This window comes from Microbulbifer mangrovi, from assembly GCF_002009015.1.
GTDB classification, from domain to species: domain Bacteria; phylum Pseudomonadota; class Gammaproteobacteria; order Pseudomonadales; family Cellvibrionaceae; genus Microbulbifer; species Microbulbifer mangrovi.
On record NZ_LZDE01000324.1, the window covers coordinates 1 to 18340 of the forward strand.

General features: G+C 56.6%; 14 protein-coding genes and 1 other RNA gene. 9 read left to right on the plus strand and 6 right to left on the minus strand.

The window, feature by feature from the left end; all coding sequences use genetic code 11:
- On the plus strand, positions 1 to 1019 hold a 1019-nt coding region (locus B4U49_RS19475; RefSeq protein WP_143735647.1), incomplete at its 5' end, for an RHS repeat domain-containing protein.
- Between the two features lie 357 nt (positions 1020 to 1376).
- Positions 1377 to 1841, plus strand: a complete 465-nt coding sequence (locus B4U49_RS12350) for an Mpo1 family 2-hydroxy fatty acid dioxygenase (protein ID WP_078084909.1) — start codon at positions 1377 to 1379, stop codon at positions 1839 to 1841.
- Between the two features lie 78 nt (positions 1842 to 1919).
- Here B4U49_RS12350 and B4U49_RS12355 read toward each other — a convergent pair whose 3' ends face one another.
- From B4U49_RS12355 to B4U49_RS12365, 3 genes are all read right to left on the minus strand, one after another.
- Entirely contained in the window at positions 1920 to 5096 is a 3177-nt protein-coding gene (locus tag B4U49_RS12355; RefSeq protein ID WP_239692609.1) for an efflux RND transporter permease subunit, read from the minus strand.
- A gap of 16 nt (positions 5097 to 5112) precedes the next feature.
- Entirely contained in the window at positions 5113 to 6426 is a 1314-nt protein-coding gene (locus B4U49_RS12360; protein ID WP_078084910.1) for an efflux RND transporter periplasmic adaptor subunit, read from the minus strand.
- A gap of 120 nt (positions 6427 to 6546) precedes the next feature.
- Positions 6547 to 7032, minus strand: a complete 486-nt coding sequence (locus tag B4U49_RS12365; protein ID WP_078084911.1) for an Lrp/AsnC ligand binding domain-containing protein — start codon at positions 7030 to 7032, stop codon at positions 6547 to 6549.
- A 285-nt stretch (positions 7033 to 7317) separates the two neighbouring features.
- Here B4U49_RS12365 and ald point away from each other — a divergent pair, with 285 nt between their 5' ends.
- Positions 7318 to 8463, plus strand: a complete 1146-nt coding sequence (gene ald, locus B4U49_RS12370; RefSeq protein WP_078084912.1) for an alanine dehydrogenase — start codon at positions 7318 to 7320, stop codon at positions 8461 to 8463.
- Positions 8464 to 8636: 173 nt separating this feature from the next.
- Here the strand turns inward: ald and B4U49_RS12375 are convergent, their stop codons facing one another.
- Both B4U49_RS12375 and B4U49_RS12380 read right to left on the minus strand, forming a co-directional pair.
- Positions 8637 to 9380, minus strand: a complete 744-nt coding sequence (locus B4U49_RS12375; RefSeq protein ID WP_078084913.1) for a 16S rRNA (uracil(1498)-N(3))-methyltransferase — start codon at positions 9378 to 9380, stop codon at positions 8637 to 8639.
- 6 nt (positions 9381 to 9386) lie between these two features.
- Positions 9387 to 10229, minus strand: coding sequence for a 6-carboxytetrahydropterin synthase (locus B4U49_RS12380; RefSeq protein WP_078084914.1), 843 nt, complete (start codon positions 10227 to 10229; stop codon positions 9387 to 9389).
- A 274-nt stretch (positions 10230 to 10503) separates the two neighbouring features.
- Here B4U49_RS12380 and ffs point away from each other — a divergent pair.
- From ffs to B4U49_RS12410, 5 genes are all read left to right on the plus strand, one after another.
- An RNA gene (gene ffs / locus B4U49_RS12390) (signal recognition particle sRNA small type) lies at positions 10504 to 10600 on the plus strand.
- 323 nt (positions 10601 to 10923) lie between these two features.
- Positions 10924 to 12867 (plus strand): M2 family metallopeptidase, encoded by a 1944-nt coding sequence (locus tag B4U49_RS12395; RefSeq protein ID WP_420811471.1) that lies wholly within the window; start codon positions 10924 to 10926, stop codon positions 12865 to 12867.
- Between the two features lie 272 nt (positions 12868 to 13139).
- Positions 13140 to 13610: a Dps family protein gene (locus B4U49_RS12400; protein WP_078084916.1), complete on the plus strand. Its 471-nt coding sequence runs from the start codon at positions 13140 to 13142 to the stop codon at positions 13608 to 13610.
- Positions 13611 to 13862: 252 nt separating this feature from the next.
- Positions 13863 to 14201 carry a PadR family transcriptional regulator gene (locus tag B4U49_RS12405; protein WP_078084917.1) on the plus strand — a complete coding sequence of 113 codons (339 nt, stop codon included), beginning with the start codon at positions 13863 to 13865 and terminating at the stop codon, positions 14199 to 14201.
- Positions 14202 to 14256: 55 nt separating this feature from the next.
- Positions 14257 to 15201 carry a hypothetical protein gene (locus B4U49_RS12410; protein ID WP_078084918.1) on the plus strand — a complete coding sequence of 315 codons (945 nt, stop codon included), beginning with the start codon at positions 14257 to 14259 and terminating at the stop codon, positions 15199 to 15201.
- A gap of 13 nt (positions 15202 to 15214) precedes the next feature.
- Here the strand turns inward: B4U49_RS12410 and B4U49_RS12415 are convergent, their stop codons facing one another.
- Entirely contained in the window at positions 15215 to 16099 is an 885-nt protein-coding gene (locus tag B4U49_RS12415; RefSeq protein ID WP_078084919.1) for a LysR family transcriptional regulator, read from the minus strand.
- 261 nt (positions 16100 to 16360) lie between these two features.
- On the opposite strand from B4U49_RS12415, the gene B4U49_RS12420 reads away from it, so the two are divergent.
- Positions 16361 to 18334 carry an acetoacetate--CoA ligase gene (locus B4U49_RS12420; protein WP_078084920.1) on the plus strand — a complete coding sequence of 658 codons (1974 nt, stop codon included), beginning with the start codon at positions 16361 to 16363 and terminating at the stop codon, positions 18332 to 18334.
- Positions 18335 to 18340: the final 6 nt, after the last annotated feature.

Below are 18340 nucleotides of genomic sequence, written 5' to 3' on the forward strand. Positions count from 1 at the left end.
TTCTTTGGAATGGCGATGTGCTGCTTCAGGAAATAAACCGAGATTCAGAAACCGGCCAGGAACAGAATTCGCGCACTTACTACTTCGAACCGGAAACTTTTAAGCCGATTGCGCTGAGCGAGGGTGACGAGGTATACCAGTACCACCTGGACCACCTTGGTACACCGGACACACTGACCAATGCCAGTGGTGAAGTGGTCTGGAATGTCAGTTACAAGTCGTACGGTAATATCGCAGTTGCCCAATGCGAAGACATTGCTCAGCCAATTCGTTTTCAGGGGCAGTACTGTGATGAAGAGAGTGGGCTGCATTACAACCGTCACAGATATTTTGATCCATTGCTAGGTCAGTTCACTACACAGGATCCTGTGGGACTTATGGGAGGGGACAATGGTTACATGTATGCTCCCAATCCGGTCCGTTGGGTTGATCCTTACGGATTGACGTGTAAAGAGAATTCTTGGAATCGTTTTCAAAAGAATACGAAGGGGCACTTTGCGAATAGCTCAGATGCGTCTAATAGCTATCGACGCATGAAAGAAGTACAGGCAATGCCAAAAGCATCGCGGCCTGACCCTTCAACTTACCTCCCTCAATCCTATATCGATGCTCATGAAGCCAAGTTCGCCGGTGGTGCATCATATTTTGCGCCGAAATGGGCGCTAGACGAATTTGGTCGAAATCCGGTTGGGCGAGCTGATGGGCAATTTGTCATGACTAAGTCGCAGTTGGATCAAGTATTGGTGCGGACAAATGGAGATATGTCACTTATCGAGAAGGAGCTCGGTATTCCGGATGGGGATTGGCAAGGGCAAGAAATGGTAGTTATCGAAATCAGTGACCCTGGAAAGCATAATGTTAGAATTCCAACAGGGCGTGAAAGCGGGGCGAATCCATTGTGGGAGCCTGGAGGTAAGCTTCCTACTGGACATGATGAAGCTGTTGTTGATGCTATCCCAGAAGGTGAGTTCAAAGAGTTAAGTATTTCTGACGCTACCGAAAGTGCGAAGGGGCGATAAATGAAAGTTGTCTATAAAGAACCGTATTCTTTCCTTCTTATTCAAGATGGAGAAGACTGGTATCTGACTTTTTTTACTGGAGGACCAGTCGAACTGGATATATGTGTAAAGCTGACGTCCGATGAAGTCTCGAGAATTCAAAGTAGTAAAGAAGAAACCGCAAAGCTCGCACAGGAGTTTCAACAGGATCGGTCATTGTTTGAAGGAAGGAGGGTAATCCCTTCTGTGCGGCCGGTTCACTAGGGAATATCCTTAATGGGCAATTCGGGCATTAAGATTTGTGGCCATTTGGTCCTCTTGAGTTCTGCTGTACCATCCCAAAAGCCAATCCAATAACAACCAAGGCGAGGGCAAACCATGCGTACAGCAGACCAATGGTTCAGCGAATACGGCGAGAGCCACCAGAATTCCACCAATAAAGCCATTCACTGGGTGGCGGTGCCCCTGATTTACCTGACGGTTGTCGGGCTCTTCTGGTCCATTCCTCAGCCCCAGTGGATGGCGGAGCTGGTCTGGCTGAACTGGGCCGTAGTGGCGCTGATCCCGACGATGCTGTTTTACCTGGTGATGTCGTTCCCCCTGGCACTGGGCATGATCGCGCTTTCGCTGCTTTGCCTGGGTGCCTGTAGTGCGCTGGAGCGGAGTGGCCACAGTGTGTTGTGGTGGTCTGCGGGGCTATTTGTGGTGATGTGGGTGTTCCAGTTCATCGGTCACCATATCGAGGGCAAGAAGCCGTCCTTCTTCAAGGATCTCCAGTTCCTGCTGATCGGCCCGGCCTGGGTGATCGGCTTCCTGTATCGCAAGCTCGGTATCTCCTATTAACGGAGGCTTGCCCGAGTGAAATCCTGAGGTACCAGCCGGCGTCGCGCTGGTACCCGCTCAAACCTTCCTTTCCAACGCTTAGTGCTGGGGCGTCTGATCAGGCGTTCCCGCGGGGCCTGTCTGCTTGCCCGTTTCCCCTCTATGCACTTTCTCCCTTAGTCCCTGCACGATTTTGAAGAAGATCGGTACCAGTAGTGTACCGGCGATACACGCCATGATGGTGCCACCCATCACCGCGGTGCCGAGCGATATCCGGCTGGCGGCGCCGGCACCGGATGCGATCACCAGAGGGATAGTGCCCACCACAAACGACAGGGTCGTCATGATGACCGGGCGGAAGCGCAATTTTGCCGCGGTGACGGTGGAATCGTGCAGCGACAGCCTTTCCACTTCGCGCTGCGTCTTGCCAAATTCCACGATCAGGATCGCGGTTTTCGCGGCCAGGGCGACCAGCAGCACCAGGCCGATCTGGCCGTACAGGCTTAGTGGCTCGCCGGCGATGATCAGCGCTGCAATGGCACCGACGATGGCGATGGGGACCGAGAGGATAATCGCAAGTGGCGTCAGGAAGGATTCGTAGAGCGCTGCCAGGAACAGAAAGGTGAAGATGAGCGAGAGCACCAGGGCAATGGTGGACGCGTTGCCGGCTTTGCGCTCCTCGTAGCTGGAATCGGACCAGTCGAACTTGAAGCCGGCGGGCAGAGTCTCTATCGCCACGCGCTCGAGGGCATCCATCGCATCCCCGGAGCTGAAGCCCCCGGCGACATTGGGGCCGCCACTGATTTTTGCTGCATCGTAAGTGTTGTAGCGCTTGAGTGTCACCGCGCCGAGGATGGGCTCGGTACTCAGGATCGCCGGTAGCGGAATGGGTTCGCCCTTGTTGTTGGTGACGTAGATTTTTTCAAGATCCCGTTCCTGCTGGCGGAATCGGGACTCGGCCTGCACCATGACCTTGAAGGTCTTGTTGTAGAGGTTGAAGTCGTTGACGTAGATCGCGCCGAGCTGGGTCTGCAATGTCATAAAGATATCGCTGATTTTTACACCCAGCGTCTTGGCTTTTACGCGGTCAATATCCAGGCGGATCTGGGGCGAGCCGGCCTTGAAAATGGAGAAGGCGCGGGCGATCTCCGGCTGCTCGGTGGCGGCGGCTGAAAAATCCTGTACCACCTTGAACAGTTCCTGGGCCCCGACCCCCTGTGTGTCTTCGAGCATAAACGAGAAGCCGGCCATGGCGCCGAGGCCGGGAATTGCCGGAGCGCCAAAGACCAGTACCTGGGCCTCGGGCAATTGCGCAAACTGGGCCTGGTATTTTGCCTGCAGCGCCTGCTGTGATACCTCGGGGGACTTGCGCTCATCCCAGGGTTTCAGTTTGGCGATAACCATGCCGGCATTGGACTGCAGCATCACGTTGAGCAGGCTGAAGCCGTTGACGGAAAGTACTTTGTCGATGGCCGGATCTTCCTTCAGTACTTCGTTGATCTGGTCGATGACTTTTGCGGTGCGATCCAGTGCCGCGGCTTCCGGAAGCTGAACATCGACCATGAAGAAGCCCTTGTCCTCATCGGGTATAAAGCTCTTGGGGACAGTCTGGAACAGCAGCACCAGGGAGACAAAGAGGCCGGCGATGATAATAAGGCTTAGCAGGATATGGCGGGCGAGCCAGTCCACGATTTTGAAGTACCCGGCGGAGACTTTTTCAAAGCCCCAGTTAAAGCCGCGAATGACCGGGTTGGGCTTGTGATGACCTTCTTTCAGAACCGTCGAACACAGTGCCGGGCTCAGCGTCAGGGCATTGATCATTGAGATCAGCACCGCAATTGTAATGGTGGTGCCGAATTGCCCGAACATCCTGCCGGTCATGCCCGGCAGTAACATCGTTGGCCCGAATACGGCGAGCAGCACCATCGAGGTAGCGACAATGGGGCCAGAGACTTCCTTCATGGCCTTGGCAGTGGCGGTGCGCTTGTCCAGGCCTTCTTCGTGCATGATACGTTCGACGTCTTCCACGACAATGATCGCGTCGTCGACGACCACACCGATGGCGAGGATCAAGCCGAACAGCGTCACCGTATTGATGGTCATGCCCATGGCGTAGAGGACGCCGAGTGTGCCGATAATGGAGACTGGCACCGCCAGGGTGGGCACAAGCGCTGCGCGCACGTTACCCAGGAACAGGTAGGTCACGATGATGACCAGGATGACGGTCATGATCAGGGTCATCACCGTCTCCTCCAGGGAGACGGCAATAAATTCGGTGGTGTCGTGCCCGATGACCGCTTCGACACCCTCGGGAAAATACTGTGAAAGCTCCTCCACCTTGGCCTTCACATTCTCGGCCACTTCCAGCGCGTTGGCGTCCGACAGTTTGTAAATTGCCAGCAGGACACCGGGGCCATTGTTGTATTCACCGTAGCCTTTGTAGATCTGGGCACCGAGCTCCACACGTGCGATATCCCTGACCCGTACTACGCCGCCTTTTTCATCGGCGCGCAGCACAATCTCTCCGAACTCTTCTTCCGAATTCAGTCGCCCCTTGGTGGTAAGCACATATTGAAATTGTGTTGACTCGGGGGAGGGCGGGGAGCCGAGTTGGCCGACGGCCGCCTGGATGTTCTGTTCCCGAATCGCGCCCAGTACTTCGGGTACGGATATTTCCAGGTTTGCCATCTTCACTGGATCAAGCCAGATACGCATACCGTAATCCAACGGGCCAATGATCTTTGCCTCCCCCACACCGGGGACGCGAGCCAGTTCGTTGAGCAGATTGAGCGAGGCGAAGTTGGACAGGAATACACCGTCAAACCGGTCATCCGGGGAAAACAGGTTTACGACCATCAGCATGTCGGAGGAGCGTTTGCGAACCTTGATCCCTCGCTTCAGCACCTCTGGTGGCAGGGATGGCTCCGCCAGCGCGACCCGGTTCTGCACATCCACCTGCGCCATGTCGGCGTCGGTATCCATGTCAAACGTCATGAACAGCGTGTAGGTGCCGTCACTGCCGGAATTCGAGGTCATATAAACCATGCCCTCGGCACCGTTCACCTGTTCCTCGATGGGGATCGCAACGGCGTTCTTTACAGTCTCCGCATCGGCGCCGGGATAAGTGGCGACGACCGAAATTTTGGGCGCCGCGATATCCGGGTACTGATCTACCGGCATTACCATGGCCGCGAGCAGGCCCATGAATGTGATCAAAATGGCGATCACAAACGCGAAGCGCGGACGATTGATAAACAGGTGGCCGTTACTGCTCACGAATCAGGTTCCCGGGTTACTTGCCGGTGTCGTAGGGCGTATAGACGTCGCCCGGTTGGTTCCGCTGCCGCACTTCCATGGTCGCCCTCTGGTATTCCTGGAACGCTTCCCGTTCTGCGCGTAGCTGTTCGCGCAGAGAGTGGGGTGGCGGGCGAAGGTTTGACGGGGCCGGGTCTTCGAGCTGTTTGATATCTACCGGAGTAACTTCCACGACATCGCCGGCACTGACTTTCTGCAGGCCCTCGACGAGTACCCGGTCGCCGACATTGAGCCCTTTGCGCACTGCCCAGTTGGGGCCGATGCGCATACCCACCTCGATATTCGCCCGCTTCACTTTGCTTTCTTTGTCCAGCAGGTAGACATAGTGACCCTGCTGATCCTGGGAGACCGCTTTCTGGGGAATAACGATGCGTTGCACTTCCTCCAGTAACTTACCGCGCAGCGTGACATTTTCTTCTGGCAGCAGCAGGCCGTCGGGGTTATGGAACAGGACGCGCGCGGCGATGGTGCCCCGGGTTGAGGCGGCAGTGGCATCCCAGGAAAAGAATTCGCCCTTGAACGGATACACGGTGTCGTCCGGCAACACGATGTAGAGCTCCATATTGGGAATGGCACGCCCTTGTTGCTTCAGCTTTTCCACTGCACTGTAAAACTCGTTGTACGCCTTCTGGCCAATATGGGCGAGTACATACACCGGGTCTATTTTGACGAGCTGGGTAATCGGCACTGAATTCGGAAGGATAAAGAAGTCACCTACCGCATAGTTGGGATGTCCCACGCGTCCTGAAAATGGCGCCACGATGGAGGTGTGAGAAAGGTCCTGTCGCGCCTGGCTGAGCGAGGTTTGTGCCGTGTTGAGCTTTGCTTCTGCCGCCTGCATCGCGGACTTTGCAGTATCGAAGTCTTTGGCAGAGATATATCCCTGCGGGCGCAGGTTGCGTGCGCGACTGAAGTTGGACCTGGCTTCCTCGTAGTTGGACATCGCTTCGGCAACGCTCGACTCGGCCGTCGCAACCGCGGTCTCGAACGGGTAAGGGTCAAGCCTTACCAGTTCCTCCCCCCGCTTGAAATACTTACCGGGTTCGATGTTTTGATACAGGATCCTCGAGGCGACCAGCGGGAAAATCTGCGCGGTTTCCACGGCTTCTACCACCGCTGGCACTTCAAAGCTGGGCCTGAAGCTCATGCGCCTGGCCTCAACAACCTCCACTTTTTTCGGTGGTGGTGTTGGTTTGGCCGTCTCCTTGTCCCCGCAGCCGACGGGCAGCAGACAGGCCAGGAAAACAAGATTCCGCCAATGGAGCTGGTTACGTAGAGGTTGGTACATCATTACCCGCAACGTGAGTTAAAAAACCTATCTCCATTAATCGTAGAGGCTGGCACGTCGGGTGGCGGTCGATTGTCCAATAGTTGGCGCGGGATTGATGCTTATTTACCTGATTGATGTTGTTTAGCGGTTGTAGTGCACCGGAACCTCCAGGGTTTCCTTTACCTGCTCCATGACTACATAGCTGGTGCACTCCTGCACCTCCGGCAGGGTGAGCAGTGTCTCCCCGTAAAATTTGCGGTAGGCGCTCATGTCCGCTACCCGGGCCTTGATCAGGTAATCGAAATTGCCCGACACCAGATAGCACTCCTGTACCTCAGGTAATGCGGACACCGCGTTGCGGAATTCTTCGAATGCATCCTGGGCGGAGCGGTTCAGGCGGATCTGGACAAAGACCACCAACGCCGCGTCCAGATACTCGGGGTTGATCAGCGCGGTGTAGCCCTGAATGACCCCGTCGGATTCCATCTTTTTTACCCGCTCCACACAGGGGGTGGCTGTGAGGCCCACCTGGCGGGCGAGCTCTGCGTAACTGGTGCGACCGTTTTTCTGCAATACGCGCAGGATGTTGCGGTCGATGGTGCTGAGTTCACTGGCACGCCTTTTCATTTCGATCTCTGTCTCCGACGTTTAGACCCAATAGTCGATCTGGTTGTGGCCTGCGCTCCACAACGCAGGGAAAGTGGGCTAAATAGCCGACTTGACTTGTCTGTGGCGCAAATTTCGGTCTCGTTTGGCTAAAAAACGTCCCTTACGCCAATTAGCTAGTGGAATCCACTAATGATATTTAAAAATGTACAGAAATCCACTCAAAAGAGGGTCCTATACTGCGGAAATCCAACAAAAGAAGGGGCGCACGAGACTGCGCTCACAGAGTAATTGAGGAGATTCGTTATGTTGATCGGTGTCCCAAAAGAAATTAAGAACCACGAGTACCGTATCGGCCTGACCCCGGCGAGCGTGCGCGAGCTGATCGGCCACGGCCACGACGTGATCGTGCAGAAAGACGGCGGTTCAGCCATTGGCTTTACCGACGAAATGTATGAGCAGGCTGGTGCCAAGATCATCGACAGCGCTGAAGAGATCTTCGCCACTGCCGACATGATCGTGAAGGTAAAAGAGCCTCAGCCCCACGAGTGTGAAATGCTGCGCCCCGGCCAGCTGCTGTACACCTACCTCCACCTGGCGCCCGATCCCAAGCAGACCGAACTGCTGGTGAAATCCGGTGCGACCTGTATCGCTTATGAAACCGTAACCGACCGTTTCGGTGGCCTGCCGCTGTTGGCGCCTATGTCTGAAGTTGCCGGCCGTATGTCCGTGCAGTGTGGTGCCCATCACCTGGAAAAAGCCCAGGGCGGCCTCGGTGTACTGCTGGGCGGCGTGCCGGGCGTAGCACCGGCCAAAGTGCTGATTATCGGCGGTGGTGTAGTGGGTACCCAGGCTGCCAAGATGGCGCTGGGTATGGGTGCCGACGTGACCATCCTCGATCGCTCCCTGCCGCGCCTGCGCCAGCTGGACGATATCTTCGGTGGTGCTGTACGCACTGAGTATTCCACCAACGACGCGATCGAGTCACACGCGCTGGAAGCTGACCTGGTTGTCGGTGCGGTACTGATTCCGGGTGCTGCTGCACCGAAGCTGCTGACCCGCGATCATATCAGCCGCATGAAGAAAGGCGCTGTGGTAGTGGACGTTGCGATCGACCAGGGCGGTTGTTTCGAAACCTCCAAGGCTACTACCCACCAGGAGCCGACTTACGTGGTAGACGGTGTGGTGCACTACTGTGTTGCCAACATGCCCGGTGGTGTTGCCCGTACCTCCACTATGGCCCTGAACAATGCGACTCTGCCGTTCGCCGTTTCTCTGGCCAACAAGGGTGCCAAGCAGGCTCTGCTGGACGACGCCAACCTGCTGGAAGGCCTGAATGTGCACGCCGGTATGGTGACCTACAAGGCAGTGGCAGATGTACTGGGTTATGAGTACGTTGACCCGAAACTGGCTCTGCAGAAATCTGCAGTAGATTCTGACGTAGCGGCTTAAGTCGCTACCCGGAACTGAACAGGCAATCATCAGTTCTCTTGGGGTGTCCCCACACCCCGCTCTGTGAGACCCGGCAGTGTCTTGACTGCCATTGCAGCCGCGCTTTTTAGCGCGGCTTTTTTATGGCCGTAGGTTTTTTGCCGCGGGTTTGGGGGGCAGTTTTGTGGCAGGGGCTAGCGGCCCGGAAACAGTCGCGCCAGCAGTACCGGCAGGGCCGTTTCCACGCGCAGGATTCTCGGTCCCAGGTGCACGGATTCGAAGCCCGCTTCCTGCAACTTTTCTACTTCGTAGGGGATGAAGCCGCCCTCCGGGCCTACCGCCAGGGTGGTCTGGTCCGGGATATCTACCGGGCACGGGGTATCGGTTACCGGATGTGCCACCAGTTTACGGGAGCCGGCGGCAATGTCGGGCAGCTCATCTTCCACAAACGGTTTGAAGCGTTTGCGTAATTCGATCCTCGGCATTGCGGTATCTACCGCCTGCTCCAGCCCAAGCACGCACTGCTCGCGGAGTTTTTCCTCGCTCAGCCAGGGACTCTGCCAGTAGGATTTCTCCACCCGGTAAGCATTGATCAGATACAGCTGTTTTACCCCGAGCGCGGTGGCGTGCTGAATGGTGCGCTTCAGCATTTTGGGGCGGGGCAGGGCGAGGATCAGGGTGAGCGGCAGGGGCTGCGGCGGTGCGCGGTGCAGGGATGCCCGCAGGGTGATCTGGCCCTCGCGGTGCTCGACCACTTCCCCTTCGCCAATTTGTCCATCGAGCAGCCCGACCTTGAGGGTGTCCCCCACGTCGGCCCGGTGTACCTCGGTGATATGCTGGAAACGGCGGCCGCGCAGTGTGGCGATTACCGGCGAACCTGGCTCGCTCGCCGGGCCGGTATCGACAAAATCACCGGGCTCTAAAAGGATCAGGTTCACGGCGGATCAGCGCTTCGCTGAGGCGATGGCGCCCTTGCCGATACCCTCGTAGGCGCGCACTTGAATCTTGCGGCCCGGGTGCGCAGCGGCCAGCTGATCCGCAATGTACTGGGCCAGCTGCTCCACCGTGGTATCACATTCGAGGATTTCACAGCGGTTTGCGGGAATGCTGAGGGTAAAAGCCCCCTGGCGCGCACTGTAGGCAAAATGCAAAGTCTGCTCGGATTCAGACTGGAGGTCTTCGCGGGTGCCGAGATAAATATCTGCCCAGCGCGCTGCCCATTCGTTTTCTAGCTGTGGGCTGCGCTGTCCGTCGACATCAATCTGGATTCGCGAGCGGTGTCCGTGGGCAATACGCTGGCAGTTGCCGTCGTGTTTTTTCAGCCCGTGGCTGTAATGATAGAAGGGGGTATCGATCGCTTCGCTGGTGAAGCCCAGGTGCAACTTATCCACACTGGTGGGAAAGATTCCATCCAGTTCACCCACGCACCAGGTTGCTACTGACTCGGGCGTGATCGACTCGGCAGCCACCAGGGCAAATGCCTGTGCAGGCCCGCTGACGGAAATGGTCTCGCCGCTGTCGAGTTTCCACTCAAGCTCGATACCGTCTTCGCGCTGCGCCAGCGACAGTTGTGAAGCCTGGGTCGGCACCAGCAGGCGGTGGTCCAGCTCAGTATCCAGCCAATTGCGCAGGGTTTTCTTCACGATGCCGAAATCGCACACCATACCCTGCTCGTCCAGTGCACCGTCGAGGGCGGCGTTGGCCAACCAGGTTTCGCCAACGATGCCGCGGCTGCGGTGGAGATAACTGAAATCCACGTTGGTGAGGCTGTCGACAAACAGGTGCATAAGGTTTCCGGTCAGAAGGTGGCTGAGAAGTGGACGAAGCGCCCGGATTCGGGCGCCGCACAGTATAGCTTTTTGCCATGGGAATTTGGCGCTTTGGTGGGAGGTTTTTCCTATGCCGGGATTAACTATTTGATTGTGAACCAAATTGGGGCTGGATACTGGCGCCGTGAGTCTCTATAATCGCGCCCTCTTCGAGCGCAGGTGCTGTTAATCACTGCCTTGGCGATGACCCTCTGGGGGTGCTAGCCTGAGTGCTCGAACGTGATGGCGGCCCTTCCGGTCTCCTCGCAATGATCAGCTGTGAACCCCGCCAGGCCCGGAAGGGAGCAACGGTAGCAGTGACATCATGTGCCGAGGATGTGCTGGTTGGGCTGCCTCCAATTCCCCCGGGTATCCCGCCCACCCTGAAGTCCCTGTTTCCCTTACAAAACTCGCCCTCTGTTGGTGGATTTCCGCTGGTCTGTACGTTTTCTGCCCGCTCATTTCTCTGACAAATTTGCTACTTGTCCCTGTTCGCGAAATATTTCCCCAAAACGTTACGAATAAAGGGAATATTGTGCCGATGTGCGCCCGTGATTCGCGCCCTTGCACCGGTATTAGAGAACGGTGTGCTATAAATCGCGACAGTATAAGAATTTCTCTTTGCCCGTATCCGGGCCGGTCCCAGCAAATAATTCAATAAATTCACCAGAGGATGCCGATGAAAAAATTAGCCTTGGTTATCGCCGTTGCCGCGGCAGCTATAGCAGGCTGCGATAGTGGAAACGACCAGTCCAAATCGCAGTCGCAGGTGCCATCTTCCGCGGCTGAAGTTGCCTACGGGGCGGACAGCACGGATGCAGGCACCGTTGCCCAGGCCGACGGTGCCAGTGGTGCAATGGATGCAGCCGGCGCCAAGGCCTTTCTGGAAAGTGCGCAGGAACGACTGGAGACGGTGGCAGAAGAGGTCAGTCACGCGAGCTGGTTGGCGTCCACCTATATCAATGTTGATTCCCAGTTCACCGAAGCACTGGCGGTAGAGCGATACACCGCTCTGGCAGTGGAGTTGGCCCAGGAGGCGGCCAAGTTTGATGATGTGAAGCTGGATCCAGAAACCCGCCGAATGCTCACCATGCTGAAGCAGGGGCTGGTATTCCCGGCGCCGAACGATCCCAAGCTGACCGCCGAGCTGGCCCAGATTGGTTCAAAAATGCAGGGGATGTACGGCGCCGGAAAATATTGCCCGGAACAAGAGTCGGGGGATGACACTGCCGAGGGTGATGAAAAAGGCAAATGCTACACCCTGACGGAAATGGGCCAGATGATGGCTAACAGCCGGGACCCCAAGTTGCTCAAGGACCTGTGGGTAGGTTGGCGCAAAGTTTCCCCACCGATGAAGCCGCTGTACGAGCGCCAGGTAGAAATCGGCAATGCCGGCGCCAAGGAGCTCGGTTACGACAATCTGAGTGTCATGTGGCGATCCAAATACGATATGCCTGCGGACGAGTTCGCCGCTGATATGGACAATCAGTGGGGTAAGGTAAAACCGCTATATGAAGCGCTCCACTGCCATGTGCGCGCGAAGTTGAACGAGCACTACGGTGATGATGTTGCGCCAGCCAGTGGCAAGATTCCGGCGCACCTGCTGGGTAATATGTGGGCGCAACAATGGGGCAATGTCTACGACATCGTCAAAGACGACGATATGCAGGCGCCCTACGATCTCACCAAGCTGGTTGTCGATTCCGGCATGAGCGAGAAAGATATGGTGAAGGCGGGGGAGACCTTCTTTACCTCCCTGGGCTTCAAGCCGCTGCCAAAAACTTTCTGGGAGCGTTCCCAATTCGTGCAGCCGCGTGATCGCGATGTCGTGTGCCACGCGAGTGCCTGGAACCTGGATGGCCAGGACGACATCCGTATCAAGATGTGCATCAATAAAACCGGTGAAGACCTGGTGACAATCCACCATGAGCTGGGACACAACTTCTACCAACGCATCTACAACAAGCAACCCTTCCTTTACAAAGAAGGCGCCAATGACGGATTCCACGAGGCAGTCGGGGATACCATCGCGCTTTCCATTACGCCCAAGTACCTGAAACAAATCGGTCTGCTGGATGATATTCCCGGTGAGGACAAGGATATCGGTTACCTGATGCAGCAGGCGCTCGACAAGATTGCATTCCTGCCGTTTGGTTTACTGGTGGACAAATGGCGCTGGCAGGTATTCAACGGTGAAGTGAAGCCGGGAGACTACAACAAAGCCTGGTGGAAACTTCGCGAGGAGTACCAGGGCATTGAGGCTCCGGTGCAGCGCAGCGAAGCAAATTTCGACCCGGGTGCGAAGTATCACATTCCCGGCAATACACCGTACTCGCGTTATTTCCTCGCGCATATCCAGCAGTACCAGTTCCATCGCGCGTTGTGTGAGGCGGCGGGGGAAACTGGCCCGTTGCATCGCTGTTCCATTTTCAAAAACGATGCCGCCGGCAAAAAACTGCGCAATATGCTTGCCATGGGTGCCAGCAAGCCCTGGCCTGATGCCATGGAAGCACTTACCGGCCAGCGCGAATTGGATGCGTCTGCAATTGTGGATTACTTCCAGCCACTGATGTCGTACCTGCAGGAACAGAACAAAGATCGCCAGTGCGGTTGGTAATTGCGCGCGTATGATCAGGGTGCGCTGAGGACTCACGTGCGCTTATTGGTAGAGGCTATTGACCGTATATTCACAGTCAATGGCCTCGGGGGTTTGAAAAAAGATCTGTGACCATAGTATTGGTGATGACTTGATATGAATCAGGCGAAATTCCTTTTGTGGATTCATTATCTGACTGAAATATCCGGGGCTGCCAACCGGCTCGACACGTGCCGATAGTGCAAATTTCCCGATTAATGGATTAAACCCGAGCCAACAAAAAGAGGCTGCTAATGAGCAATATTGATATCGGTATTGGTGAAAAAGATCGCGAACAGGTTGCTGAAGGGCTGAAGCGTCTTCTCGCAGATTCCTATACCCTGTATTTGCAGACCCATAACTTCCATTGGAATGTTACCGGGCGCCTGTTCCGTGAGTTGCACCTGATGTTCGAAGAGCATTACACCGAGTTGGCGACCGCGGTGGATGATATTGCTGAGCGTATCCGTACCCTCGACGTAATCGCACCGGGAACCTACAAGGCATTCGCTGAACTCAGCTCCATCAAGGAAGTGGAAGATGTTCCCGCAGCAGAGGAGATGGTTCGCATCCTGACCCAGGGACACGAGCAGGTGGTAAAAACCTGTCGCGATGTGTTGAAGGCTGCGCAGGATGCAGATGACGAATCCACTGCGGCACTGGTGGGCGACCGCATGCGTGTTCACGAGAAAACCGCGTGGATGCTGCGGGCAACCGCGCAGTAAATTACACGCTCTTGTTGAGAAAAGACCGGCCTTTGGCCGGTTTTTTGTGCTTGATGTGTAATCTGTCTTTTGCTGCACATCGTCTCCTTTCTATTTCCCTCCTTTTCCCATCATCCATCTCACCGCTATCAGCAGTTACAGCTGTTGGTAGGTTTTTGCGCCAATTTTGCGGTCCGTGAGCCGGTTACCCTTGTATTCAGTTACTGTGTGGTACACAGTATTTACTGTGCGGCACACAGTATGAGGTGGTGAATGGGACAGGCGCCGGAAAAACTGGACAGACTGGTGATGGAAGTGCGGCGAGGGGCCCTTACCCTGGCGGTGCTGTTGGCACTGCGCGAGCCGCACTACGGCTATTCACTGCGCAAAAGGCTGGGCGCAAAAGGCCTGGAAATCGACGAGGGCACCCTGTACCCATTGTTGCGCCGCCTGGAGGATCAGGGCTTGTTGCGCAGTCACTGGTTGCAGGAAGAGGGGCGCAAACGGCGCTTCTACCAGATCGACGAGGGTGGCGAGGCGGCTCTGTCGCAAATGCGCGCGGAGTGGCTTCGTTTGAACAGTGTGATTGATCAACTTGGCATTCAGGGATAGCCCGCGGATACGCCGGGCTGAGTGACGGAATGAAAACTTATTCGAGGGAAATTGGATGAGCTGGGTACAGCGATACATCGACAATGTACGGACATACCTGCCGGCGCAATTGCGCGACGATGTCGGCAATGAACTCTATTCGGATCTGCAGGACCAGTGCGATGAGATGAGTGACTCTCTGGGGCGCCCCCTGACCGATGAGGAGGTACTCACTCTGATCGCGAAAAAAGGCCATCCGATGGTGGTTGCGGCGGGCTATCAGTCGCGTCGTTCGCTGGTCAGTGAGCCCCTGTTTCCAGTGTATTTGCAGGTACTGAAATTGGTGATTGCGGTGATTGCCGTCGTCTCTGCAATTGACGTGATTGCCGCATTATATTTTGAGGCAAAGGTGAATTTTGTCCGCGCCGCTGTGAGCTGGTTTGCCGGCGTCTATGAGGGGGCTATTCACGCATTTGCCTGGGTGACCCTGGTGTTTTTTCTCGCCGGCGGAAAACTTGGTTACGGCAAGGTCCTCGAAAACTGGAATCCCCGCGCTCTCCCGAAAGTCGCGCATGGCGGTCGCCGCATACGGCGCTTCGATTCCGCGGTGGAATTTGCGGTGACGCTGCTCGCCATGGCCTGGGTAAATGATATCTGGAGGCTGCCGATGGCGGAGGGCGGGCTGACATTTTCCCCGGCGTTTGAGGCTGCTCTCCCTTGGCTGAATATTGCCCTCGGCTTCAGCGTGCTGATGTCGCTGATCAAGCTGGTGTCGCCCTACTGGACGCTACCGCGACTGTATGCAGATATTGCCCTGAACATTTGTTGGTTAGGGTTACTGGTGGTTTTGATGTCGATCTACCCCCCTTTTTCACTGGTATGGCAAGGCGGGGAAGTTTGGCAGCCCAGCGCCGGTGGCTGGCGTGCCGGCGTGGGCATTGCGATGGCAATTACCGGTTGGGATTTGCTGCAGAACCTGCGTGTGTTGCTGCGACAGCGGGCGGAATTCGCAGCGCTGTAGCCAATCCCGCGTGTTAATCGTTTGACACGGTGGCAATAGTTTTGAATGCCGCAGCAGCGGCGGAAAGGCCGCCGCTGCTGCGGGTCAGAATGCCCACCTGGTGTACCATCTCCGGTTCCGCCAGCGGTTTGCACATCAGCCCATAACCGCGCATCTGTTCCTCACACAAGCTGGGCACGGCACTTACGCCGAGCCCAGACTGCACCAGCCTGCCGATGGTGCTGAGCTGGTTGGCTTCACACAGCAGCCGAGGTGCCGGTCCCCCGGTGAAGGCGTTGTCGGTCCAGCGCCGCACCGCCGATCCCCTGTTCATGGCGATAAATGCCTCTTCCGTCAGGTCGCACCAACGCAGGTTTTTCTGTTTCCCGAGCCTGTGCGCCTTGGGTAGCACCGCGATAAAGCGGTCATTGGCGATTGGGGTGAAGGTGAGGTTGCCGAGGTCGTCCGGGCGAAAACTGAAACCCAGCTCTGCGCGCCCCTCCTGTACAGCACTGACCACCCTTTCCATCACGATATCCTCCAGCACGATATTGATATCCGGGTGCCGCCGGTGGAATTTCTCCAGCAGGGCGGGCAACTGGTTGAGGGCATAGGCGGGAATCGCGGCAATGGAGAGCTGCCCATGCTGCAGCTGGAAGCGCTGTTGCACTGCATCCAGGGTGTTATCCCAGTTGTGCAGTAATTGCTGGGCGCGCTCCACAAACTGCGTGCCCTCGGGGGTGAGAACCAGTTGCCGACCATCCCGGCTGAACAGGTCACCGCCCAGGGATTCCTCCAGACTGCGAATGGCGATGGAGATGGCCGGCTGGGAAATATGCAGCTGCGCACTGGCCTCCGCCAGACTGTGGGTGCGGGCCACAGCCACGAAGGCCCGCAGCTGCTTGATGGTGGCGCTCACGTCGGATTATCCCCTGTCATCCTACCAATCATTATGTTAAATAAAGTTTATCATATATAAAGAAGTTTAAATTAGTTTTAACTGTTAGACCAAGGCATGATTGTCTCTGTGGCGAGACCGCGAATAATGATTAGCGGTCACAGCGCGGTGGCGAAGGCGGAGAGCGCCTGCAGCCCCACACAAACCAATAACAAACGCCATACTTGCGGAAAGTAGTTTCCCCGCAGGTTTACGCAGCATAATCGAGAGAGTTTGGTCGAGATGAGCAATCCCGTAGCGCCCCTTTGGCAGCCCACCCCCGAAGCCGTCGCCCGTACCCAGATGGATCAGTTTCGTCGCCGGGTTAACGAGCGCCACCAGTCCTCACTTCCGGATTACAGCGCCCTGTACCAGTGGTCTGTGGATAATCGGGCGTCGTTCTGGAGTGAACTGTGGGATTTTGGCGAGGTTGTCGCCAGTGAGCGCGGCGAGCGGGTGCTCGGGAAAGACACCATGCCCGGCGCCGAGTGGTTTCCGGATGCGCGGCTCAACTTTGCGGAAAACCTGCTGAAGTTCCGCGATGACCGGGTCGCGTTGATCGAGCGTCTCGAGAATGGTCGTCGTCGCCAGCTGACTTATGCACAGCTCTTTGAAAAGGTCGAGCAACTGGCATCGGCACTGGTCAGCGCCGGTGTTGGGAAGGGCGACCGGGTAGCGGGCTTTATGCCCAATATCATCGATACCGCAGTGGCGATGCTCGCTACCACCAGCCTGGGCGCGATATGGACTTCCTGTTCCCCGGATTTCGGAATTAACGGGGTTCTGGACCGCTTCGGTCAGGTGGAGCCCAAAGTGCTGTTCGCCTGTGAAGGTTATTTCTACAACGGCAAGACTATCGATTCTCTGCCGCGGCTGGCACAGATCGTCGAACAGATCGAATCCATCCAGCAGCTGGTGGTGGTACCCGTGGCGCGCGACGCGGCACAGACAGCGGATGCCATCGGCGACCTCGAGCGGGCCATCACCCTCGACGCGTTTACCGGCGCTGCACCGACCCGCACATTGAGCTTCGAGCAGACCGAGTTCAACCACCCGCTTTACATTATGTACTCCTCCGGTACGACCGGTGTGCCCAAATGTATCGTGCACGGTGTGGGTGGAACCCTGCTGCAGCATATTAAAGAACACCGCCTGCACACTGATATTTCCCGTGACGACACCCTGTTTTACTTCACCACCTGCGGCTGGATGATGTGGAACTGGCTGGTGAGCGGGCTCGCCTGTGGCGCCACCCTGGTGTTGTACGATGGTTCGCCGTTCTACCCCGCAGCTCAGTGCCTGTGGGATATGGCGGACGAGGAAAATATCAGTGTGTTCGGTACCAGCGCCAAATACATTGCCGCGCTGGAAAAGGCCGGCTGCAAACCCCGCGAAAGCCATAAGCTGGAGCATTTGCGCGCGGTACTTTCCACCGGGTCCCCGCTGGCGCACGAAGGGTTCCGCTACGTGTACCGGGATATCAAGTCTGACGTCTGCCTGTCCTCCATCTCCGGCGGTACCGACATCGTTTCCTGTTTCGCCCTTGGCAATCCGGTATTGCCGGTATACCCGGGTGAGCTCCAGTGTCGCGGCCTCGGTATGGCGGTGGAAGTCTGGAACGATGACGGCAAGGCGGTACTGGAAGACAAGGGGGAACTGGTTTGCGCCAGTTCTTTCCCGTGTATGCCCATCGGTTTCTGGAATGATCCCGACGGCAGCAAATACCACGATGCCTACTTTGACAGTTGGCCGGGTGTATGGGCCCACGGAGACTATGCAGAGATCACCGAACACGGTGGCGTGATCATCTACGGTCGTTCCGACGCCGTGCTCAACCCCGGTGGTGTGCGTATCGGCACTGCTGAAATCTATCGTCAAGTGGAAAAGGTCGAGGAGGTACTGGACAGCATCTGTATCGGTCAGGAGTGGCGCGACGATGTTCGGGTGGTGCTGTTTGTGGTATTGCGCGAAGGCCTGACGCTCGACGACGACCTGACCCAGAAGATTCGTACCACCATCCGCGCCAATACCACGCCGCGTCATGTGCCGGCCAAAGTGATCCAGGTTGCGGACATTCCCCGTACTATCAGTGGCAAAATTGTTGAGTTGGCGGTGCGCAATGTGGTGCACGGCAAGCCAGTCAAGAATCAGGAGGCGCTGGCCAACCCCGAGGCGCTGAAGCTGTATGAAGAGCTGCCGGAACTTGCCGGTGAATAATTACCG